Here is a 22315-nt window from a genome sequence, read left to right as displayed (position 1 = left end):
AACGAACATGGGACTACCCCCCCTTCGAAAAAAGATAAAACTTCCCTGATTTGACAAGTCTTTGGTAGTTTTCCTATTTTTCATTTGGAAGTTTTCGACGTGTCGAACGCGTCCTCTTGTATCTTACGAAGGGCATTGAGCGAGGCACCTAGCCTTGTTTATCACTTTTTTGAACTTATAGAAAGGAAAAGATACGAGTTCAAGCGAATTGAACTCGAGCCAAAAGCAAAAGAAAAAAGATAGGCTTCCTCATGTGCAAGCACATGTCGTCTCTCTCAATTTTCATCTGCTTCTAAGGGCTCTTAGTATCTTTTAGAAAGGAATTGAGCATAGCCCTTAGGCTTGGCATTTAGAGAAATCAGTTTGTGTCTGAGATACTGCATTGATTTCCTAAAATTTAGCCGCCTAATGATGGGCTTTTGCATCTGATTATTATGGCTTTAATTGAATTAAAGGATGTTTCTAAGAAATATCGTCGCTCCACGACGGCTCTCCAACATGTGAGTGTCTCTGTCAATCAAGGAGAATTTGTTTACATCGTTGGTCCCTCAGGAGCTGGTAAATCAACGTTTATAAAATTGTTGTACCGTGAGGAAAAATTGTCCAGTGGCTCTCTCAAAGTTGGAGAGTTCAACTTGGCTAAAATAAAAAAACGTCAAGTTCCCCTCTTACGTCGTTCCATCGGTGTGGTTTTTCAAGATTATAAATTGTTAGAACGTAAAACTGTGTATGAAAACGTCGCTTTTGCCATGGAAGTTATTGGTGAAAAGCGGAAACACATCAAAAAACGTGTGACGGAAGTTTTGGAACTGGTTGGTCTCAAACACAAAATGCGTTCATTTCCTAATCAACTGTCCGGCGGGGAGCAGCAGCGTGTTGCGATTGCGCGTGCTATTGTGAACAATCCGAAAGTTTTGATTGCGGATGAACCAACAGGTAACTTGGATCCTGAGATTTCTATGGAAATTATGCAGGTACTTGAGCGTATCAATCTTCAAGGAACGACTGTTTTGATGGCAACGCACAATGCACAGATTGTTAACAATCTGCGTCATCGTGTCATTGCTATTGAAGATGGTAAAATTGTTCGTGACGAAGAGGAAGGAGAGTACGGCTATAATGATTAGAAACTTTTTCAGACACCTATGGACATCCATCAAGAGTTTAAAACGAAATGGTTGGATGACTTTTGCTGCCATGTCAACAGTATCCATTACCTTGATTTTAGTGGGGCTTTTTGCCGGAGTTCTGCTTAATACAGAGAAGTTAGCTTCAGGGATTGAGGATAATATCCAAGTCAACGTTTTCTTGAACGTGGATTCGACAGACCCTCAAGAAACTGTCAAAGACAGCTCAGGCAAGAAAATCGTGAATAAGGATTATCATAAGATTTACGACCAGCTTAAGGAAATTGATGGTGTTAAGGCTATCGAATATTCAAGTAAAGATGAGCAGTTGGAAGATTTGAAAGCTAAAATGGGCGATTCTTTTTCAGAAGTCTTTGATGAAGATGCCAACCCACTTTACGATGTTTATTACTTGAAAACTAAGTCACCCGAAGACGTTAAAAAAGTCGCTCGTGCGGCAGAACAACTGGGTGGAATTGATTCAGTGGAATACGGTGGTGCAGATACAGAGCGTATCTTTAACCTAGCTAAAATGGTTCGTATTTGGGGACTTGTTGGAACGGGAATCTTACTTCTGGTTGCTATTTTCCTTATCTCAAATACCATTCGAGTGACTATCTTCTCACGTAGCCGTGATATTGAAATCATGCGTTTGGTTGGTGCTAAGAACTCTTACATCCGTGGCCCATTCTTTTTTGAGGGGGCTTGGATTGGCTTACTCGGTTCTATCCTACCAGCAGCCTTGGTTTCATACTTATACATCATTGCCTATAACTACTTGATGAAAGGTCTCGTACAGCAAAATCTAAGTCTTTATAAACCAGACTTAGCTGTACCTGTCGGCGTTATCGCCATGGTGCTTATCGGTATTGTGATTGGTTCTCTAGGATCTGTTTTATCAATGAGACGATTTTTGAAGATTTAGCAGTGATGCTGACAAATGAAGAAAAAATGAAGGTGCATGCTAGAGTCATGCGCTTTTTTTGTGTCCCAAAAATCGCGATATACTACAGTATATCAGGTATATAGGGATATTGACATATCCCTATATACCTACTAATAACTAACCAGCAAAGAAAAAAATTCTAGGGCTTTGCTCTATGTTGAGTTTAGAGCACCGTAAGTGGTGCTTTTTTATGTTTATAGTCTTTTGATTGTCATTGAGTATCAAGTACTGTCTGCGTCACAGTTTCTTGTTCTGAAAGTTAGTTCATTTGACTGTATATTAGGAGAATATGGGAGTTTTTAGAGTGGCGATTCAGTTAACGATTACAGAAATAGAAGATAAAATACAAGATTTACTTAAAAATCTCAATCAGGAGACTTTTTTCTATGACTTTTTAAGTTTATATCAATTTCCAAAATCTACCTTAACGCGTTTGCGCAAAGATAAGGGAAATCATATCAAAAATAAAGTTCTTTTTGAAAAGATAGAACATCAAAAATCTGTTGTTGCTCGAGTAGATGCAATGGAAAAAGAACTCATAGGAAAGAAATCTATACCGCGCTATCTTATTGCAACCGATTTTAATAATTTGGCAGCTAAAGATACTAAAACAGGCGATACTCGCGATATTGCCTTTTCTGACTTACCAATTTATGCAGACTTTTTCTTGGCTTGGAATGGTATCGAAAAGATAGATTATCAGAAAGAAAAGCAAGCAGATATTAAGGCTGCTGTACGTTTTACGCGTCTTTATGATGAATTGCGTAAAATCAACTATTTTGATGACCAAATGAAAGAAGAAAAAGAGTTCAATCTTTTCTTAATTCGCCTGCTTTTCTTGCTTTTTGCAGAGGATACGGAAATCATGAAGAAAGACATTTTTACTAATGTTATCAAGACACGTTCACGTGAAGATGGTAGTGATTTGAATGCTCTCTTTAACCAGATTTTTGCTATTCTAGATAATAACAATCGTTCTAACCAAAAAGCATGGTTGCAGGACTTCCCCTATGTGAATGGAAAATTGTTCACTCAAGCGCATACCAAGTTAATCTTTGACAGAAAAACCAGAAAGCTCATCCTAGAGGCGGGAGAAGTAGTCAACTGGAATGAAGTCAATCCAGATATTTTTGGTTCAATGATTCAGACAGCAACTAGCACTGAAAAGCGAGCACGGACAGGTATGCATTATACCAGTGTAGAAAATATCATGAAGGTCATCAGTCCTTTGTTTTTAGATGAGTTAAAAGGGGAGTATCAAGCTATTCTTGATAAACTGAATGAAAATGAAGATAAGGAGATTACGGAGCGTACAAGGAGAGCAAATCGCAGTCAATATGAAAAAGAGCTAAAAACTTTACATCGCCGCATCGCTGACATTAAGTTTTTAGACCCTGCCTGTGGGTCAGGGAATTTCCTGATTATCACTTATAAGGAAATCCGTCGTCTTGAAATCAAACTGCTCAAAACCATGCGTGAACTCCGTCAAGATGGCACAATTAACTTTTTCGAGAAGTCAAAAATCACTCTTAATCATTTCTACGGTATCGAGATAGATGACTTTGCCCATGAGGTTGCCAGATTATCTTTGTGGATAGCTGAATATCAGATGAATTTAGAAGCCGAAAAAGAAATCAATCTTAAATCAGCCTTCTTGCCGTTACAAGATGCAGGAAATATCACGCAAGGCAATGCTCTGCGCCTAGACTGGGAGGAAGTTCTTCCGCATACAGCTGATGATGAGATTTACATTATTGGCAATCCGCCGTATATTGGAAGTAAGTTACAATCCAAGGACCAAAAAGAAGATTTACGTCTATCTATTGGTGAAGACTATCAGTATAAAAAAATGGATTATATTGCTGGTTGGTTTTTCAAGGGAATTCATTTTATTCAGAACTTACATGCTAAGCTAGCCTTTGTATCAACCAATTCTCTTTTTCAGGGAGAACAGGTAGCCATTGTTTGGGAGTCTTTGTTGACTATTGCAGAAATTGAGTTTGCCTATACTTCTTTTAAATGGGGAAATAGTGCTTCTCACAATGCTATGGTATCAGTTGCTATCGTTGGAATTAGTAATAAAACGCACACGAATCCTATTAAGCTCGTCTTTACCGAAAGGCAAGAGAGAATGGAAGTTGACCATATCTCTCCTTATCTTACAAAAGCAGAGGACACTATTTTGGTGAAGAGTAGGAGACAGCCTCTTTCGGACTTGCCAGCCATGGTCTTTGGTAATATGCCAAATGATGGCGGAGGATTGATTTTTACGGTTGAGGAATACCACCAAGCTATTAGGGAATATCCTGAAATTCGTCACTTGTTTAAAAAATTTATCGGATCAGAAGAATTGATTAACGATAAAGTTCGATATGCATTATGGATGAATGAATCAGATTATAGGGAATTTAAGGAAAATAAGTTAATTCGAAATAGAGTTGAAATTACTTTGAACCATAGATTGAATTCAAAAAGTGAGTCAGCGAGAAGACTTTCTGTAAGACCATGGTCATTTAGAGATACCAATCAACCTCAAGAGCAATCAATCATCGTTCCACGTGTCTCATCTGAACATCGTGTATATGTCCCTATGGGATTTGTTGGGGAAGAGACGATTATATCGGACTCGGCTATGGCTATCTACAACGCTCCAATCTGGTTACTGGGACTTTTAGAATCACGTCTCCATATGGTTTGGCTAGGAGCAGTTGGTGGTAGACTTGGAACAGGTTATCGTTACTCGGCAGGACTGGTCTACAATACTTTTCCAGTACCAGCCTTATCAACCCATCGAAAAAACAGAATAGAAGACAAAGTCTGGGAGATTTTGGATTTACGAGAAGAGTTGGGAGGCACTCTTGCAGACTTGTATCATCGTGACACCATGCCTGAAGTGCTGAGACAAGCCCATCAAGAATTAGATGAGCTGGTTGAAAAAGCCTACAAAGAAACACCATTTAGAAGTGATGAAGAGCGCCTAAGCCATTTGCTCAAGCGCTATAAGGAGATGACTGATGAGTAAGGTTTTTGAAGTTTCATATGGTCAAAAAAGGACCTCTGTCAATACCAATCATCTCGGTATGCGAGAGATGCAAGCGCGTGTTTATGAAAAGCGTTCCAGTCGTCACCTCTTAGTCAAGGCACCTCCTGCTTCTGGTAAATCACGGGCTCTCATGTTTATTGCTCTTGATAAGCTGAAAAATCAAGGCTTAAAAAAAGCGATTATTGCTGTACCTGAACGTTCAATCGGTAAGTCTTTTCACTCAACTAACTTATCTGAGTTTGGCTACTATTGGGATTGGGTCGTCAAAGAGGAGAATAATCTAACCACAGCAGGAACAACTAGAAGCAAAGTTACTGCCTTTGTTAACTTTATGGACTCAAAAGATCCGACAGATGACGTTCTCATCTGTACCCATGCCACCCTTCGCTTTGCTTCGGAACAGCTGGATGTTAGCAGTTTTGATGATTGTCTTCTTGCCATTGACGAGTTTCACCACGTGTCCCAAGATGACAATTCTGTCTTAGGCAATGTTCTGCGTGAAGTCCTTCAAAAGTCCACGGCTCACGTCTTTGCCATGACAGGTTCCTACTTTCGAGGGGATAGCATTCCTATTCTTGAGCCGGCTGATGAGGCGCGCTTTAACCGCGTGACCTATACCTATTACGAGCAGTTGGAAGGCTATCAGTATCTCAAATCATTTGGAATGACTTATAAGTTCTATCGTGGGCGCTACATTGATGCTTTGCCTGAATTGGTAGCTGACTTTATTGACAAAAAGACAATTATCCATATTCCTAATGTTAATTCTGGCGAATCAACCAAAGACAAATATGGTGAAGTGGATGAGATTTTGGATCTTCTTGGGGACTATCTCAGAAAAGATGAACATGGCATTATTCATCTAAGAACATCTACTGGAAAGATTTTAAAAATTGCAGACTTGGTTACCGAAGAGGGGCGTGATGTCGTGGCATCCTATCTTGACAGTATGACTGAACTGGATGATTTGGATATGATTATCGCTCTTGGTATGGCAAAAGAAGGATTTGACTGGCCCTTTGCGGAGTATGCCTTGACCATAGGCTATCGTTCTAGTTTGACTGAAATTGTTCAGATTATCGGGCGAGTGACTAGGGACTCAAGCAATAAGAAAGAGGCAATCTTTACCAACCTCATAGCTGAACCAGATGCCGAAGATAGTGAGGTACAATATTCTGTTAATAACATCATGAAAGCTATTACAGCTAGTCTTCTCATGGAAAATGTCTTGTCTCCGTCTTTTACCTTTAAAACCAAAGATCGAAAGGATCAAAAAGCTAAAGGGGCAGAGATTTTCATCAAAGGACTAGCCAAGCCGTCAACACAACAGGTGAAAGAGATTATCCAACAGGATTTAATAGAGCTTAAGGCATCAACCTTGCAAGATGAAGTGGTTCAGGCGGCTATCGCAGCTGGTGCTGATAGTGAGACCATTAACAAACAGTTAATTCCTCGTGTGATTGCGACGCAATATCCTCAACTTACTCAAACTGAAGTTGAAGAAGTCAGGCAGCATCTCGTTTCTGACCTTAACTTATCAAATGCTAAACGAGATAAGGAGAACAATCAATTACTTAAAATGGCAGATAAATTTGTCAATATTGATGATTTAAACATTGACTTGATTGATAGCGTCAATCCATTTCAACGGGCTTACGAAGTGCTTTCTCGTGACGTGGATAGTAAGACGTTAAGCATGATTGCCCGTGTCTTTGATAGTAAAAAGATGGAGTTCACTGAAGATGAGTTGCGTATGCTCTATCCTAAAATCAAGGCCTTTCAGGCAGAACATGGGCGCTCGCCACAGCGAAATGCTAAGGAATTAAATGAGCAACGCCTCTATTTTGCCCTTGCCAAACTAAATCAACTTCGTCAGGAAAGGAGAAATGGTTAATGAATAATTTTGCGACTTTAGAGGATATTTTCACAGATCCTGACTTTGAAGGCTTAGTGGCAGGAATCAAAACAGCCCCTATTGAACGTGTTGACCCTGAAATTGAAAAATTCATGGAAATCATTGATTGGGTCAAAGTCAATGGTAGAGAACCTCAGAAAACTCTCAATATGAAAGAACGCTCCCTTTTTTCACGCCTTAAGGGGATTCGTAGCAACGAGGAAAGACTAACCAAGTTGCTGGCTTATGATACAATAGGCTTGCTAGGAGAAGGTCATGACTGATTTGGATGATATTTTAAATGACGATAGTCTTTTTGAAGGTTTTGAATCGGATGATAGATTATTCAACACCAAACGCTATAGCCGAACGGTAAAAGCCGCGGATAAAGTGGCAACACGCCAGCGAGTTAGATCTGGTTTTGATTACTATCAGAGACTTTTTCAAGCCGCGCAAGCTGATATTGCCAGTGGGAAACGACAGATTAAGCCTATTTCAACTATTGAAATTAGTCAGAAAAGTCCGATTAAACAAGGCAATTTTTACATTGATAATGGTGTTATGCTCTACGTCAATAAGATTTACAATCCAGAAAATGGTCAGGAAGTTTCTGAATCTACCAATCGAAAGTATAAAGCCCACACTGTTTATGAAAATGGGACTGAAAACCACATCTGGCTCTTGAGTCTGATTTCTTCCCTATATGATACAAAACGCTCTGGGCGAATGGTGACTGAGAATTCGGAAGACATTTCGTTACTAGGTGATTATGTAACCGATTATCAGACGACAGGCTATATCTACGTAGTGAAGTATGCTGGGCAAGATCAACGTTTTTTACAAATGAAAAATCTCTATAAAATTGGTGTTGCCAAAAACATCCAGCAACGTTTGGCAAATACTAGTAACGAAGCAACCTATCTTTTTGCACCTGTCGCTTTGGTAAAATCTTTTGAAATCCAAAATGTTGATGCTAGAAAACTGGAAACGTACTTGCATCATGCTTTAACTGATAAAAGAGTTAAATTATCGACAATCTCACCGAAAGGAAAAGAGATTACGATAAATGAGTGGTTTATTGCCGATTTAGATGAGATTGAATCTATCATCAATGAAATGATAGTTGAAGTGCAAAGATATTAATGACACGAAAATAATCAGCGGGTATATAGCAACTCGTAAAAATAAAAAGAAGAAAGAGGAAAAGATGAGGAGAAATGAAAAAACGTGGGACATGGGTCATTAATACCGGTTCAGCTGGCGCAGTAGCGAAAGGTTTAGCTATTAGCGATATTCATTTTCCAGTAGTGGAAGCTTAGGAGGTTTATAATGTTAGAGTTATTTATGTTAATATTATATATAGGGTTCGTCATAGCAAATATTTTTGTTGTGGTAGTTGGTGTAAAAGCCCTTATTGATTGGATTAATAGATTGGATTAATAGGTGAGTTATGGCAACTAAAGGTATATATATTGACTATTTAGAAGTTGAAAAAGAGGTTAAATATTTAGCATTTACTTATAATATTTTATCTGTAGACTCTTTTATGGAAGATGTTTTTGAAAAGGCAACCCTTTTCATAAACTTATCCAAGAAATTAATAAAATGGACACAACAGATTGGAAATATGAGGAATTATACAGAGAAATAAAATGGCACTATTACGAGGAGGACTACGATAATTATGGATTTATTGAATAAAATACTTTTCTATGTGATACTAGCTTTAGTTATAAATTACTGTTCAACCGCTATTAATTTGAGAAAGGGCAATACCCCTATAGGATTCGGAAGTACTAATCCTAATGAGAAAGAAAACGAGGTAAAGAATGATGAAACTATTGATGAAAAAGTAGATAGGCTAGGTATTAAACGTTTACCAAATGGGGATTACCCACTTGGCTTTTTTATTAATCTTGAATATACTGATGGAATAGAACATAGATACCCTTACAATGAAAAATTTAAATGTGAGGGAGGTTGGAAGGGTAATATATTGTTTATTGATAAAATTGACGGATACTTTTATAGCAATCTACCAACTAAAGGGAAAAAGATATATGTAGATGATAAAAATGGTATGTTTTATCTTGAACATGATTACAGAGTTATCTTAGGTTTACATGAAAGACCTGATGACTTTTCAGAATTTGGTTGTACTCCATCAGAAGAGGAAGTAGATAAAGAAATGGTAAAGCTATATGAGGAGAGTAGAAAGCAACGAGAAGAGATTATACTTGAACTAGAAACAACAGATATTTTGCCTGATAGTATGAAACAAGACTTATACAATAAATTAGCAAAAGCAAAAGAAGAGATGATAGAATACGTTAAAGAAAATAAATCATTCACAAATAGACAAAAAGAAAAGTATATAAAAATAATTGAGGAGATGAGATAATGGAACAAGAAAATAATTTAAACTTAATTAATCTGACAGGGCATGACATTGTGATTTATGATTGGGAAACAAATGAAAAAGTCATGACTATTCCTAAAACAAATGACACTTTACGAGCGCAAAAACATGTAAATCGGCTAAACCCCTCTTAACATCCTATAGTCTTGCTCATTGTTAGCGGTAGTGGGGGATTTATAGCTAAGTACGAGAGGGAATGATACTCTTTAAAAATCAAAAGCAGACCTTGTTGACTTGATTTGATGAAGACAGTTCTATCTGCTATCTGTGTCGCCTAGTCTGTTTTTGATTGTCATTGAGTATTAGACTTATTCTCTCTTTTAGCAGACACCCCAAAAACCCTGTCATCTCTATAGGATAGACTTACCTATTGCAGAAATGATAGAACTAAAAAACGGCACCTCATTTGGTGTCGTTTTTGCTTGTTTTAATAAAGTTGATGATGTTTTTAACGATCTCTTGCCGTTGTTTGGAGTTGGAAATGCTAGCTTCGCCATCTTTGGACTGTCTCCCGTAATCACCAAATCCAGCGTGATTACCGCCATCAATGGTGAGATAAGTGGTGCTCCTTGGCAAGCGACTCTTTGCCTCTTGGTAAGCTTTTTGATTGAGTACCTTGTCCTGACTAGCCCTAATAGATAGGACAGCTAAGTCCTTTTTCACCAAGTTCGTCTTATCAGAAGGGTAGCTAGCAAGTAGGATTAGGCCTTTGGTATCTTTTGAAAAATCCTCTACAGTTTGTGTAGCAACGACACCACCCAAGGAGTGACCAGCTAGATAGACTGGGGTACGGGCTATTTTATCCCTTAGTTGTTCAGCACGATTACCGGATAAGATAGCAAGATTAAGGGGCGCATCAAGCAAGTAGACATCAATCCCATGTTTAGCTAAGTCAGCTGCAAGTGGTGCGTAGGCTTTCTCTTCAACTAGTGCCCCTTGAAAGAAGATGAGCGATGCCTTGGTTTTCCCTTTAGCTTTAAAATAAAGGCTGTGGTCAATCGGCTGTGCTTTTTGAGCGATTTTATTAGCCGTTGGACTGGCTTTATAAGTTTTGTTTTCAAGTAAAATCAAGAGACCAGCCAGTAGTACCAAGATTAGCAGACAAAAGCTCAGAAGAATTTTCCTAAATCGTTTCATTGAAAGTAGGGGTTAAAGTTTTTTTCGTGGGCGATGGTTGTGCTCTGACCATGGCCGGGGTAAACAGAGAAGTGGTTTGGTAGTGTGAAGAGTTCCTGACGGATACCTGTGACAAGCTCGTCAAAATTCCCAGTAGGCAGGTCTGTCCGTCCAATCGTCTCTTTAAAGAGGGCATCACCAGAGAAGATGGCTTCTTCTTCAGAGAAGACAAATGAGACACTCCCCCAAGAGTGACCGGGTGTTGGCACGACTGTAAAAGCAAAGTCCCCAATCTGGTAAGGTTGACGCAATTGAAAAGTATGTTCAGCAGGTGCTACGATAACGTCTTTTAAGTCATCATGGCGAGGAAGTCCAGAAAGATTGTCCTTGGGTGATTGAAGCCACGATGCTTCCTCTTTTGAAACGTAAAGAGGAGGCTGATTAAAGTGTTCACGTACAGCATCCACACTCAAGATATGGTCATAATGGGTGTGGGTTAGAAGAATTGCTAAAACAGGTTTGTTTAAGTCCTTAATGCGTTTTTCAATTTTTTCCCAATCGCTTCCAGGATCGATAACAAGGAGACCAGTTTCAGTTTCTAATAAATAGGTATTTTCACTAGCTACGGTGTTAAAAATTTTATGTGTTTTCATAGCAATAGTGTATCAAAAAATGATGCGTTAGGGTATTTTTGAGCATTATTTTTTATTTATTCTAAATTTTCTGAAAAATGAGTAGATTTTTCCAACTGACTGTGTTAAAATACCTCTAACACAGTTAGGAGGAGATATTATGGCAGGTAAATTGAACTTTGTAATGATTTCGCCGCACTTTCCGACGAATTTTGAAACCTTTGCCCACCGCCTCTACGAGAGCGGTATTAACACATTAGGCATTGCGGACGTGCCGTACGATGAGCTATCAGAAGGTCTTCGCCAACATTTGACTGAGTATTATCGTGTTGATGACATGCAGGATTACGACCAGGTTTACCGTGCGGTAGGCTATTTCGCACATAAATACGGCCGTATCGATCGGGTGGAATCGCATAACGAATTCTGGTTGGAACTGGACGCTAAAATACGCACGGATTTTAATGTTTTTGGCTTTAAAAATGAGGATATGCTGGCTATTAAAACTAAGCGCCAGATGAAAGAAGTCTTTCGCAGTCAAGGTTTAAAAGTTGCAGCTGGAGATACCTTTAAGACCGATCAGGAAGCTAAAGCATTAGCTAAAAAACTTGGCTTTCCCATCATTGTCAAACCCAATTCAGGGGTTGGCGCTTCAGATACTTATAAGCTGAAAACTGCTGAAGAATTAGATCATTTCTTGGCTAACCGTCCTGCCCATGTTGATTACATCATGGAAGAGTTTGTGGATGGCGATATTATCACTTTTGATGGTCTGGCAGACCATGACGGCAAGATTGTCTTTTACTCTAGTTTAGAGCATTCAGAAGCAGTCTTAGAAACTGTAGCCAATGGCACAGATATGTATTACTTCCTTCCTCGTGAGATAAATCCTGAATTGGTTGTACTCGGTGAGAAGTGTGTCTCAGCCTTTAATATCAAAGAACGTTTTTTCCATTTTGAATTTTTCCGTATCAAGGAAACTGGGGAAATCATCCCGCTTGAAGTTAATTGCCGTCCGCCCGGTGGCTTAACGATTGACATGTGGAATTATGCCAATGATTTCGATATTTTTAAAGAATACGTCAATGTCGTCAAGGAAAATCACTTCAAGGCTGAAAGCAAACGCCCTTACAATGTTTTCTACATTTCACGTCGTGATGATATGAATTATAAGCATAGTCTAGACGAGGTTCGTCAATACTTTGGTCAGCATCTGGTTTCCATAGCTTCTGTTCCCGGAGTCTTTTCTGCTATCATGGGGAAAGATGGGATTATTGGGCGTTGTCCCGAGCGTGAAACCATGCGGGATCTGATCCGCTATGCCCAAGAAAAGGTTTAGGATTTTTCAGGAAAATGCCCAACCTTTGTTTAGTAGAATGCTTTGTCACTCAGTGATGATTTTTTGATATAGTCTTTTGAATTAACTTTGATACATCGTCAGTTTCGACTTGCCGTACTCAAGTACTGTCCGCGTCTCAGTTCCTTGTCTGAAAGTTAATTCATTTGACTATAACAATCCACAAATTAGAAAGTCTTTATATGAAATTTGAACGTCGTAGTCAGTGGTCAGGGGAACTTGGTCGTGAAATGTTTTTTAATGTCTATGGACATGCAGGCAAGCCTGTTGTTGTTTTTCCATCTTCTGGTGGTAGCCATGATGAATATGCTGATTTTGGTATGATTGAAGCCTGTCAATCATGGATTGATCGCGGTTTGGTTCAATTTTTTACACCAGATTCTTACGATGCAGAGTCTTGGTTAAATTTAGGAAAATCAGGTCATGATATGGCGCTTGCCCATGACGCCTATGAGCGTTATATCGTGAATGAGCTAGTTCCTCTGATCCGTTATGAAACAAACTGGCAAGGTGGTCTTTTAGCGACTGGATGCTCTATGGGTGGTTTTCATACGGTTAATTTTACTTTAAAACATCCTGATTTATTCGATGTTTCGGTTGCCCTATCAGGGGTCTATGATGCTAGATTTTTCACTGGCGAATTTGGCAATGATCAGGCTATTTATTTTAATTCGCCAATTGATTACCTATGGCAACAAAACGACCCTTGGTTTTTAGAGCACTATCGTCAAAATCGGATGATTGTCGCCGTAGGTCAGGGCGCCTGGGAAGAACCCCATGTCTATGATACCAAGCGTTTGGAAGAAGCCGTCGCAGCTAAAAATCTTCCCGCTTGGTTCGATTACTGGGGAGAAGATGTTGCCCACGACTGGGAATGGTGGCGCAAGCAAATGCCTTTCTTTATGGGGAAATTGGAAGAAGAAGGTCGTCTGGCTTAGTTTTATAGTCTTTTGATTTACCTTTGCTACACCGTCACTTTCGACTTGCCCTAGTCATGCTCACTGAAAATCAAAAACAGACTAGGCGACACAGATAGCAGATAGAACTAAAGGTCATCACATCAAGTCAACGAGCTCTACTTTTGATTTTCGAAGAGTATCACGTACTGTCCGTGTTTTTTATGTTCCTTGTTCTGAAAGTTAATTCATTTGACGATATCAGGGTTTCCGTTTGGGAAGCCCTTTCTTTTTTGATACAATAATGTGAGGAAGGAAGTGAGGTTTTGACATGAACAAAGCTAAAATCGTTATTTTAGGGCAACCTCTGGAAGAAGGCTTAAGCGAATTAAAAGAACTTTTTCAAGTAGATCAGGCTCCTTTGGAAAACACACGTGACTGGCTTTTAGAGCATCTCTCAGAATATGATGGACTCTACACGACTCAGTTGCCAGTTGATAAGGAAATGATTGATGCAGGTACAAACCTAAAAATCATCTCAACACATAGCGTTGGTTTTGACCATATTGATATTGACTATGCCAAGGAGAAAGGTATAGTTGTGGCGAATTCTCCTGAGGCTGTAATGGTTCCGACAGCTGAATTAGCTGTGAGTTTGATGTTAGCAAGTATGCGTCAAGTCGCTTTCTTAGATCGTCGTTTACGTGATGGCGAATGGGTGAATACCTCTCTGCCAGCAGGTCTTAGTCAAGGCTTGAGTGGAAAAACGGTTGGTATTTTTGGTTTTGGTCGCATCGGTCAAGAAGTGGCTAAAATGGTGCAAGCCTTTGGTGCCAAGGTTATTTATAATAAGCGCAACCCATTGTCCAAAGCGAAAGAAGAAGCTTTGCAGGTTTCTTATCGTGATTTTGCAGATTTGCTGGCAGAAGCTGATGTCATTAGTTTACATGCTCCAGCAACTGATGAAACCAAAGGACTCTTCAATGCGGAAATCTTTAACAAAATGAAAACAGGTGTCTTCTTGATCAATACAGCGCGTGGCTCATTGGTAGATGAAGAAGCTATGATTGCAGCTCTTAAGTCTGGCAAATTATCCGGTGCAGGCTTAGATGTTTACGAGGTTGAAGGGCAATCGCATCCAGAGCTAACAAAATTGGAGAATGTGGTCATGACCCCTCACTCGGGTTCAGCTACTTGGGATGCTCGTATCAAGCTTTCTCGAGAAGCAGCTCAAAATATCATTTCCTATCTAGACGAAGGAAAAATCATCAACCAAGTCAATGTCTAATAAATAGGGTTTGAGATAAAAAGATTTTCATTTGACTATAGACATTCTTTCCTATCTAACCATATGAAGTTGATAATATTATAAAAAAGCGAACAAGGTGGAATTCTGTTGGACAGAATTCTATCTTGTTCGTTTTATATGTTTTGTCCCAGACTTCTGCTGGCAAACTAATGCGCTATTATCCTTTGAAAATCAAATGACGACCTTGTTGACTTGATGTGATGAACTTCAGCTTTATCTGCATTAGCTTTGGCTAGCCAGACGTTGGTTTCATGGAGTATAAAGAAGAGAATCAATCAAGATGCGTTTGGTTTGTGGCAACTAGCCTTTCAAGGTGAATTGTAAAAATTCTAGGAAATGGTCCGCCCAGTGCTTCTCATGGTGAATTTCATTAGCCATGATTTTGAGTTTGATATTATCCATGCTGGTTCCTGTTTTGAGTAGCGATTGATAATAATGAAGGGTGCAGTCAATGTAGCGTTGGTTCATATTGGAAGCGAAAGTTTCGTCAACCTCATCCCCTTCAAGAGTCCCAACTTGAATATAAACCTTGCTGGATTTTGCTAATGGATGATGGTCACAAAAACGCAAAAAGTCACGTTCGCTAAACCAAGAAGCCAAAGAGAAAACACCGAGATTGCCAAAAACGTCAGGGTAAGCTGCGCCCATGTAGGCTGTGATAATGCCCCCCATAGATGACCCAGCCAGAAGGGTGTGTTCAGGGTCGGTCATGGTACGATAGGTTTTATCAATAAAGGGTTTTACTGTATTGACCACCCAATCACCATAGTCCATACCATCGCCTCCAAGGCTAGCTGTTTCAGGAGTCGTTCCAACGTCGGTCATCCATGGCGCATACTCGTTAAGACGATTGTCACCCCCATTGTCAATGCCTACTACAATCATCTTTGGTAGTTCCTTGTGGTTTTTGATAGTAGGAATGACCTTCCAAGAATAGCCAGAAAAAGATTCCTTACTGTAAAAGACATTCTGCCCATCGTGCATATATAAAACAGGGTAGGAAGCCCAATTTTCCTTATGATAATCTTTTGGGAGAAGCACACGGATACGGCGTTCTTCATCGTAATAAGGTACATGGAGGTAGTGCTCTTCCATTTCCAGATAGTAGTTGTTAAGTCGGGTTCGTTTAGCCATTGCATCCTCTTTTTCAGAATAATCTTGAAAATAATTATACCATATTTCAAGTTTGAAAGGATTTTAAAATCATGTATTTAGTGACTTGTTAGAATTTAAAAAAAGTCTGCAAATTTGCTAAAATGATAGGAAAGAAATGAGGAAAAAGATGACCGTAAAAGATGATATTGTCAATGGACAGGCTGTCTTAATTGACGTTCGTAGTTCAGAAGAATTTTCTGAAAAGCACATTAAGGGAGCTCGGAATATTCCTGTTGAACTGATTGAAAAAGGTCAGCTGGATTTGACCAAAAATCAAAAGATTTACCTGCACTGTCAGTTAGGTTCAAGGGCAGATAGAGCCCAAGAAGCGCTAAAAGCCGCAGGCTATACAGATGTTCACAACCTAAAAACACTGGAAGCAGTGGAAAGTTTGGGGTTGGAAAGTGAGTTTTTAGAATAAATGATTCAAAGAAAGTTAGTTCAATACTAGTTTCTTTTTTGGTATAATCTTACTGTTATGACTAAGTCCAAGCAAAAATATGCCGTGATTGATTTGGAAGCAACAGGTGCTTCTATCATGGCTCAAATCATTCAAGTGGGAATTGTGATTATACAGGGTGATACGATTATTGACTCCTATCAAACTGATGTTAATCCACATGAACCCCTGTCTGAACATATTATTCAGTTGACAGGTATTACAGACAAGCAGTTGGCTAAGGCTCCTGATTTTTCACAAGTGGCGCGTGAGATTTATGAGCTAATTCAAGACTGCGTTTTTGTGGCGCACAATGTTAAGTTTGACGCCAACCTTCTATCAGAGCAGCTCTTTATGGAAGGATTTGAATTGCGCACGCCAAGAGTTGACACGGTCGAGTTGGCGCAAGTCTTTTTCCCAACTATGGAGAAATATTCTCTAGGTGAATTGACCAAAGCCTTAGACATTCCCTTAGAAGATGCTCATACGGCTATTGCAGATGCCAGAGCAACAGCTCACCTTTTTTTCAAAATTCGCGAAAAGATTGCCAGTCTTCCTAGCCTAACACTTGAAAAGATCAAATCTTACGCCGATCACCTAATCTTCGAATCACGTATCGTGATTGACGAGGTCGCCTTGGATAAGGATTTTGACCATTTTCTCTATCAGGAAGTGGGAGGTATCTTGATACGAAAACCTCAGCCAGAAATGGCAGAGAAAAAATACTCGCAGAATTTTGCGACCAATATGGCTCTGTTAGGACTTGATAGTCGCCCCACGCAAGAAGCTTTTGCAAAAGCTATGTTGCAAGAGGAAAAAGACACTCATTTTATTCAGGCACAAGCAGGGATAGGAAAAACCTACGGCTATCTAGTTCCTTTACTGGCAAAGAGTGAGTTGCAAAAAGTCGTCGTCTCTGTGCCAACTAAATTGCTACAAGATCAAATCATCTCCCAAGAAGCTAAACAGCTGCATGAGGTCTTTGGCACTTCCTTCCAGAGTTTAAAAGGCCCTGCCAATTATCTGAAACTGGATGCTTTCAAAGCCTCGCTAGAACGAGATGATGATAATCGGCTGCTAAATCGTTACAAGATGCAACTTTTGGTCTGGCTCTTGGAAACTAGGGACGGTGATCTCAACGAAATCAAACAGCAGCAGCGTTTGCAGTGGTATTTTGATAGTCTTCAACACGATGGTGACCTCAGCGCTCACTCGCCTTTTGCTCAGGATGATTTTTGGTTTAGGTCTTACGAAAAAGCTAAATCTAGCCGTCTACTCATTACCAATCATGCTTATCTTTTAACGCGTTTGGAAGATGACCCTAGTTTGATTGAAGGGGCTCATTTGGTTGTTGATGAAGCACAAAAATTCTTCCTAGCATTGGAAGAATTCTCTCATGCCCAAGTGAATCTATTAGACACATTGACCAAACTGGAAGACTTTTTAAGTGAAACAGACCAGCTTTTGACGCGACGGTTAATTGAAAGTCTTCAATTCGAATTTAGCCATTTGGTGGTTGATTATCACCAGTCTAGCGACCAGCTTATTCCAAGAGAGAAATGGGAAAAAATTCGTCGTGACATTATGGAATTAAAACATCCCGATTTAGAAGGGTTAAATAAAATAGCAGATGAGCGTTACGATTCTGTTTGGGTTGATAGTCGTCAGGAAAAGGAAAAACGGAGTGTTTTTCTCAAAGGAGCCAGTCAGCTCCTCTTAGATTTTTCACCATTCTTACCGGAAAATCAAAAAACCACCTTCGTCTCTGCCACTTTAACAATCAGTCCACAAGTATCCTTGCCAGAACTTCTGGGCTTTGAGGATTACGAGGAAACTATTATTGAGGACTCTCGCAATTCACAACAAGCAATCTGGATTGACACTGAAGGCGTCTCACCCGCTCTGCCAGCAGAAGATTATCATAGAGAATTAGCCAATAAGATCTATAAGCTCAGTCAGTTAAAACTTCCCACCCTAGTCCTTTTTACGTCTAAGGATGCTCTAGAGCAAGTCTCACAGCATTTAGAAACAGCTGGTTTGCCGCATCTAGCACAGGGGAAAAATGGAACAAGTCACCAAATGAAACGACGGTTTGAAGTAGAAGAAGCCCCAATCCTATTAGGAACGGGAAGTTTCTGGGAGGGTGTTGATTTTACCAATCATGATCAATTGCTCCTTGTTATTACTCGGCTTCCTTTTGAAAATCCCCAAGATTTTCTCAATCAAAAAATGGCTAATCGTCTGTCGAAAGACGGGAAAAATCCTTTTACAGCCTATAGTTTGCCCGTCATGATGATGCGTTTGAAACAAGCTTTAGGTCGTACAAGCAGACGACTCGACCAGAAATCAGCCGTCCTTCTTTTAGACCCACGCTTGATCGAAAAGTCCTATGGTTATTCTAGTTTGGAAATTCTAAGACAGACCCATCAAGTTTGGCTTGAAAAAAATGATAAAATCTTGTCAGAAGTGCTTGATTTTCTGCTATAATAGGTGATATTGAAAAAGATAATCTTTTAATGTGTTTTTGGTTTGTGCAATCAGTCGTTTTTAAATGTAGAAACATGGTTGCGGGAAGATAAAATGGGGAGGTAAGATGAAACTATCTGATCGGATATTGAAGATGCAAGAGAGTGTGACCTTAGCGTCAGGTGCACGTGCAAAAGAGTTGAAAGAGCAGGGACGTGATATTTTGAATTTGACCTTGGGTCAACCTGATTTTCATACACCTGCGCATATCAATCAAAAAGCAATCGAAGCTATTGAAAATAATCAGGTTAGTTTCTACACACCTGCTAGTGGCTTACCAGAACTTAAAGACGCTATTGCCACCTATATGAAAAATTTTTATGGTTATGATGTTGAGCGAAATCAAATTTTAGCAGCAACAGGTGCTAAATTTGTTCTCTATGCCTACTTCATGACCGTCTTGGATCAAGGTGATGAGGTAATTATTCCAACACCTTATTGGGTATCTTATTCTGATCAGGTAGAATTGGCTGAAGGGGTTCCTGTTTTTGTAGAAGCCAAAGAAGAAAATCACTTCAAAGTAACTATCGAGCAGTTAGAAGCCGCTAGAAGTGAAAGAACCAAGGTATTCTTGTTGAATTCTCCGTCAAATCCAACTGGAGTGATTTATACGGAGGAAGACTTATTAGCCATCGGTAACTGGGCTGTTGAGCATGGTATTTTAATTTTGGCTGATGATATTTATGGTCGTTTGGTTTATAATGGCAATACTTTTATACCTATTTCAACCTTGTCACAAGCCATCCGTCAGCAAACCATGGTTATTAATGGTGTCGCCAAAACCTATTCAATGACAGGCTGGCGCGTTGGATTTGCTGTTGGAAATCCCGAAATCATTGCAGGGATGTCCAAGATACTGAGTCAAACAACTTCTAATTTAACAACGGTTGCTCAATATGCCGCTATAGAAGCCTTGACTGGTCCACAGGATTCTGTTGAGGAAATGCGTCTAGCTTTTGAAAATCGTCTTAACGCTATTGCACCGCTCATTAATGCTATTCCGGGTTTTACACTTGTTAAACCCCAAGGCGCTTTTTATTTCTTCCCTAACGTTAAAAAAGCCATGGAAATGAAAGGTTTTGAAGATGTGACGGACTTTACCAATGATATTTTGGAAAAAGCTGAAGTTGCCCTAGTCACAGGTGCAGGATTTGGTGCGCCCTATAGCCTTAGAATGAGTTACGCTTCTGATTTAGAAACCTTACAAGAAGCTATTAAGCGACTCAATAAGTATATGTCTGAAAAATAAATAAAAGAGACAGGCGTGTTTCTTGGTTCTGCTAATGAAACAAGTCGCAACAACTAAAGGAAAAGTTTCCGTACAGTGTTCAGCTTACGAAGATTTTATCCGCAATTTAAGAAAGGACTGGAAAAGTTATTATGTCACGTCAATTAATTACCATTAACCAAGTTAGCCAACATATCGGCGAAGAAGTTACCATCGGTGCTTGGGTTGCTAACAAATCAGGAAAAGGAAAAATCGCCTTTTTACAACTTCGCGACGGAACTGCCTTTTTCCAAGGTGTTGCCTTCAAACCAAACTTTTTTGAAAAATTTGGCGAAGAAGAAGGTGCTGAAAAATTTGATACCATTAAACGTCTTAGCCAAGAAACATCAGTCTATGTGACTGGTATCGTCAAAGAAGATGACCGCTCAAAGTTTGGCTATGAACTTGACATTACCGATATTGAAGTTATTGGTGAGTCACATGACTATCCAATCACACCAAAAGAGCATGGCACTGATTTCCTTATGGATAACCGTCATCTCTGGCTTCGTTCTCGCAAGCAAAACGCGGTGCAACAAGTTCGTAACGCTATTATCTATGCTACTTATGAATTCTTTGACAAAAATGGCTTCATTAAGTTTGATAGCCCAATCCTTTCTGGCAATGCGGCGGAAGACTCAACTGAACTCTTTGAAACGGACTACTTCGGTCAGCCAGCCTTCCTTAGTCAATCAGGTCAGCTTTACCTCGAAGCAGGTGCTATAGCTCTTGGTCGTGTCTTTGACTTTGGTCCTGTTTTCCGTGCGGAAAAATCAAAAACACGCCGTCACTTGACAGAATTTTGGATGATGGACGCTGAGTACTCCTTTGTTAGCCATGAAGAGTCACTTGACCTTCAAGAAGCATATGTCAAAGCACTTATCCAAGGTGTCATTGATCGCGCACCACAAGCGCTTGAAACCTTGGAACGTGATGTAGATGCTCTTAAACGTTATATCTCTGAACCTTTCAAACGTGTTTCTTACGATGATGCTATTTCCCTTCTTCAAGAACACGAAGCCGATGAAGATACTGATTATGAACACCTTGAGCATGGGGATGACTTTGGTTCACCACATGAAACTTGGATTTCAAACTACTTTGGCGTGCCAACCTTCGTGGTCAACTACCCAGCCAGCTTTAAAGCCTTCTACATGAAGCCTGTTCCAGGTAATCCTGAGCGTGTTCTCTGTGCGGACTTACTTGCGCCAGAAGGTTACGGTGAAATCATCGGTGGCTCGATGCGTGAAGATGATTACGATGCCCTCGTTGCTAAAATGGACGAACTTGGTATGGATAAGTCAGAATATGACTTCTACCTTGACCTTCGTAAATACGGTTCAGTACCACACGGCGGTTTCGGAATCGGAATCGAACGTATGGTAACCTTCGTAGCAGGTACAAAACACATTCGTGAAGCCATCCCATTCCCACGTATGCTTCACAGAATTAAGCCATAAAGCCCCTCGTGTTTCTGCGATTTTATTCTCGGAGATGATATAGTCTTTTGGATTAACTTTGCTGCATGGTCACTTTCGATTCGCTGTACTCATACTCTTCAAATATCCAAAGCAGATGTCGTTGACTTGATTTGATGAACTACAGTTCTATCTGCTATCTGTGTCGCCTAGTCTGCTTTGGATTTTCATTGAGTATCAAGTACTGTCTGCGTTTTTCTGTTCCTTGTTCTGAACGTTAATTCATTTGACTATATTTTTGAGAATAACAATCTAGGTTTTAAAATATAATAAATGAACTAGCTGAAATTTATTTTTCAGCTAGTTCTTTTATGCTCATTGTCAACTGTAGTGGGTGACGTATCATTAAGGTGGTGAGAAATCTAAATCTGATTTCCTATCGTGCCTAAAGTGATGAGTATGAGTTTTATCGCTTGTCATTATAAGTATCGTCTTTTGAATTAAGGTTGATACATCGTCACTTTCGACTTGCCGTACGCGAGTACTGTCTGCGTCTTTCGTTCCTTGTTCTGAAAGTTAATTCATTTGACTATATAGGCTTTTGAATTAACTTTGATACATCGTCACTTTCGACTTACCTTACTAAAGTACTGTCCGCTCCTTCCGTTCCTTGTTCTGAAAGCTAATTCATTTGATTATAGTATGGAACTTTTTACACGCTGAAAAGCCCCATAACCCCTGCAGTTGTGTGACCCACTGCAGAAATGATAG

The 22315-nt window shown here is 39.7% G+C and carries 19 protein-coding genes; 16 read left to right on the top strand and 3 right to left on the bottom strand.

The features are described from left to right. Nucleotides 1-434: 434 nt before the first annotated feature. The 9 genes from ftsE to A3IA_RS13025 all read left to right on the top strand — a co-directional run bounded on the left by ftsE (nt 435) and on the right by A3IA_RS13025 (nt 9563). A complete protein-coding gene (ftsE, locus tag A3IA_RS0105700; protein WP_026217577.1) occupies nt 435-1127 on the top strand; it encodes a cell division ATP-binding protein FtsE in 693 nt (230 codons plus the stop codon). After that, nucleotides 1120-2052, top strand: a complete 933-nt coding sequence (ftsX, locus tag A3IA_RS0105695; protein ID WP_018380359.1) for a permease-like cell division protein FtsX — start codon at nt 1120-1122, stop codon at nt 2050-2052. Before ftsE ends, ftsX begins: the two co-directional genes overlap by 8 nt. A 310-nt stretch (nt 2053-2362) precedes the next feature. Next, nucleotides 2363-5095: a class I SAM-dependent DNA methyltransferase gene (locus A3IA_RS0105690; RefSeq protein WP_018380358.1), complete on the top strand. Its 2733-nt coding sequence runs from the start codon at nt 2363-2365 to the stop codon at nt 5093-5095. Next, nucleotides 5088-7010, top strand: coding sequence for a DEAD/DEAH box helicase (locus A3IA_RS0105685; protein ID WP_018380357.1), 1923 nt, complete (start codon nt 5088-5090; stop codon nt 7008-7010). The genes A3IA_RS0105690 and A3IA_RS0105685 overlap by 8 nt, the downstream gene beginning before the upstream one ends. Continuing rightward, nucleotides 7010-7294, top strand: a complete 285-nt coding sequence (locus A3IA_RS0105680; protein ID WP_026217576.1) for a hypothetical protein — start codon at nt 7010-7012, stop codon at nt 7292-7294. The genes A3IA_RS0105685 and A3IA_RS0105680 overlap by 1 nt, the downstream gene beginning before the upstream one ends. After that, the gene (locus A3IA_RS0105675) at nt 7287-8153 is read left to right on the top strand and encodes a GIY-YIG nuclease family protein (RefSeq protein ID WP_026217575.1); all 867 of its coding nucleotides are present in this window, start codon (nt 7287-7289) and stop codon (nt 8151-8153) included. Before A3IA_RS0105680 ends, A3IA_RS0105675 begins: the two co-directional genes overlap by 8 nt. A gap of 307 nt (nt 8154-8460) precedes the next feature. Next, complete coding sequence (locus A3IA_RS0105660) at nt 8461-8661, top strand: hypothetical protein (RefSeq protein ID WP_018380354.1); 201 nt, start codon at nt 8461-8463, stop codon at nt 8659-8661. A gap of 33 nt (nt 8662-8694) precedes the next feature. Beyond that, nucleotides 8695-9411: a hypothetical protein gene (locus A3IA_RS0105655; RefSeq protein ID WP_018380353.1), complete on the top strand. Its 717-nt coding sequence runs from the start codon at nt 8695-8697 to the stop codon at nt 9409-9411. Further along, on the top strand, nt 9411-9563 hold the full coding sequence (locus tag A3IA_RS13025) for a hypothetical protein (RefSeq protein WP_018380352.1): 153 nt from the start codon (nt 9411-9413) through the stop codon (nt 9561-9563). Before A3IA_RS0105655 ends, A3IA_RS13025 begins: the two co-directional genes overlap by 1 nt. Before the next feature lie 268 nt (nt 9564-9831). Here the strand turns inward: A3IA_RS13025 and A3IA_RS0105645 are convergent, their stop codons facing one another. Both A3IA_RS0105645 and A3IA_RS0105640 read right to left on the bottom strand, forming a co-directional pair. Beyond that, nucleotides 9832-10500 (bottom strand): alpha/beta hydrolase, encoded by a 669-nt coding sequence (locus A3IA_RS0105645; RefSeq protein WP_244862331.1) that lies wholly within the window; start codon nt 10498-10500, stop codon nt 9832-9834. A gap of 62 nt (nt 10501-10562) precedes the next feature. Further along, nucleotides 10563-11198, bottom strand: coding sequence for an MBL fold metallo-hydrolase (locus tag A3IA_RS0105640; RefSeq protein ID WP_018380350.1), 636 nt, complete (start codon nt 11196-11198; stop codon nt 10563-10565). Between the two features lie 139 nt (nt 11199-11337). Between A3IA_RS0105640 and A3IA_RS0105635 the strand changes: the two genes are divergently transcribed. The 3 genes from A3IA_RS0105635 to A3IA_RS0105625 all read left to right on the top strand — a co-directional run bounded on the left by A3IA_RS0105635 (nt 11338) and on the right by A3IA_RS0105625 (nt 14718). Continuing rightward, the gene (locus A3IA_RS0105635) at nt 11338-12516 is read left to right on the top strand and encodes an ATP-grasp domain-containing protein (RefSeq protein ID WP_018380349.1); all 1179 of its coding nucleotides are present in this window, start codon (nt 11338-11340) and stop codon (nt 12514-12516) included. A 200-nt stretch (nt 12517-12716) separates the two neighbouring features. Beyond that, nucleotides 12717-13472, top strand: coding sequence for an esterase family protein (locus tag A3IA_RS0105630; RefSeq protein WP_018380348.1), 756 nt, complete (start codon nt 12717-12719; stop codon nt 13470-13472). 289 nt (nt 13473-13761) lie between these two features. Beyond that, nucleotides 13762-14718 carry an NAD(P)-dependent oxidoreductase gene (locus tag A3IA_RS0105625; RefSeq protein WP_018380347.1) on the top strand — a complete coding sequence of 319 codons (957 nt, stop codon included), beginning with the start codon at nt 13762-13764 and terminating at the stop codon, nt 14716-14718. A 321-nt stretch (nt 14719-15039) separates the two neighbouring features. Here the strand turns inward: A3IA_RS0105625 and A3IA_RS0105620 are convergent, their stop codons facing one another. Continuing rightward, a complete protein-coding gene (locus tag A3IA_RS0105620; RefSeq protein WP_018380346.1) occupies nt 15040-15873 on the bottom strand; it encodes an alpha/beta hydrolase in 834 nt (277 codons plus the stop codon). A 148-nt stretch (nt 15874-16021) separates the two neighbouring features. Between A3IA_RS0105620 and A3IA_RS0105615 the strand changes: the two genes are divergently transcribed. The 4 genes from A3IA_RS0105615 to asnS all read left to right on the top strand — a co-directional run bounded on the left by A3IA_RS0105615 (nt 16022) and on the right by asnS (nt 21586). Next, on the top strand, nt 16022-16315 hold the full coding sequence (locus A3IA_RS0105615) for a rhodanese-like domain-containing protein (RefSeq protein ID WP_018380345.1): 294 nt from the start codon (nt 16022-16024) through the stop codon (nt 16313-16315). Between the two features lie 57 nt (nt 16316-16372). Further along, entirely contained in the window at nt 16373-18820 is a 2448-nt protein-coding gene (locus A3IA_RS0105610; RefSeq protein ID WP_018380344.1) for a bifunctional DnaQ family exonuclease/ATP-dependent helicase, read from the top strand. A gap of 106 nt (nt 18821-18926) precedes the next feature. Further along, nucleotides 18927-20108: a pyridoxal phosphate-dependent aminotransferase gene (locus A3IA_RS0105605; protein ID WP_018380343.1), complete on the top strand. Its 1182-nt coding sequence runs from the start codon at nt 18927-18929 to the stop codon at nt 20106-20108. 131 nt (nt 20109-20239) lie between these two features. Then, nucleotides 20240-21586 carry an asparagine--tRNA ligase gene (gene asnS / locus A3IA_RS0105600; RefSeq protein WP_018380342.1) on the top strand — a complete coding sequence of 449 codons (1347 nt, stop codon included), beginning with the start codon at nt 20240-20242 and terminating at the stop codon, nt 21584-21586. The last annotated feature ends 729 nt before the right edge of the window (nt 21587-22315 follow it).

This window comes from Streptococcus thoraltensis DSM 12221 (assembly GCF_000380145.1).
GTDB lineage: Bacteria > Bacillota > Bacilli > Lactobacillales > Streptococcaceae > Streptococcus > Streptococcus thoraltensis.
This window is presented reverse-complemented; position numbering and strand designations above follow the sequence as displayed.

Bases quoted from the DNA above. Each gene is read 5' to 3' on its own strand.
- ftsE (WP_026217577.1), top strand. From the start codon at position 435: ATGGCTTTAATTGAATTAAAGGATGTTTCTAAGAAATATCGTCGCTCC.
- ftsX (WP_018380359.1), top strand. From the start codon at position 1,120: ATGATTAGAAACTTTTTCAGACACCTATGGACATCCATCAAGAGTTTA.
- A3IA_RS0105690 (WP_018380358.1), top strand. From the start codon at position 2,363: ATGGGAGTTTTTAGAGTGGCGATTCAGTTAACGATTACAGAAATAGAA.
- A3IA_RS0105685 (WP_018380357.1), top strand. From the start codon at position 5,088: ATGAGTAAGGTTTTTGAAGTTTCATATGGTCAAAAAAGGACCTCTGTC.
- A3IA_RS0105680 (WP_026217576.1), top strand. From the start codon at position 7,010: ATGAATAATTTTGCGACTTTAGAGGATATTTTCACAGATCCTGACTTT.
- A3IA_RS0105675 (WP_026217575.1), top strand. From the start codon at position 7,287: ATGACTGATTTGGATGATATTTTAAATGACGATAGTCTTTTTGAAGGT.
- A3IA_RS0105660 (WP_018380354.1), top strand. From the start codon at position 8,461: ATGGCAACTAAAGGTATATATATTGACTATTTAGAAGTTGAAAAAGAG.
- A3IA_RS0105655 (WP_018380353.1), top strand. From the start codon at position 8,695: ATGGATTTATTGAATAAAATACTTTTCTATGTGATACTAGCTTTAGTT.
- A3IA_RS13025 (WP_018380352.1), top strand. From the start codon at position 9,411: ATGGAACAAGAAAATAATTTAAACTTAATTAATCTGACAGGGCATGAC.
- A3IA_RS0105640 (WP_018380350.1), bottom strand. From the start codon at position 11,198: ATGAAAACACATAAAATTTTTAACACCGTAGCTAGTGAAAATACCTAT.
- A3IA_RS0105635 (WP_018380349.1), top strand. From the start codon at position 11,338: ATGGCAGGTAAATTGAACTTTGTAATGATTTCGCCGCACTTTCCGACG.
- A3IA_RS0105630 (WP_018380348.1), top strand. From the start codon at position 12,717: ATGAAATTTGAACGTCGTAGTCAGTGGTCAGGGGAACTTGGTCGTGAA.
- A3IA_RS0105625 (WP_018380347.1), top strand. From the start codon at position 13,762: ATGAACAAAGCTAAAATCGTTATTTTAGGGCAACCTCTGGAAGAAGGC.
- A3IA_RS0105620 (WP_018380346.1), bottom strand. From the start codon at position 15,873: ATGGCTAAACGAACCCGACTTAACAACTACTATCTGGAAATGGAAGAG.
- A3IA_RS0105615 (WP_018380345.1), top strand. From the start codon at position 16,022: ATGACCGTAAAAGATGATATTGTCAATGGACAGGCTGTCTTAATTGAC.
- A3IA_RS0105610 (WP_018380344.1), top strand. From the start codon at position 16,373: ATGACTAAGTCCAAGCAAAAATATGCCGTGATTGATTTGGAAGCAACA.
- A3IA_RS0105605 (WP_018380343.1), top strand. From the start codon at position 18,927: ATGAAACTATCTGATCGGATATTGAAGATGCAAGAGAGTGTGACCTTA.
- asnS (WP_018380342.1), top strand. From the start codon at position 20,240: ATGTCACGTCAATTAATTACCATTAACCAAGTTAGCCAACATATCGGC.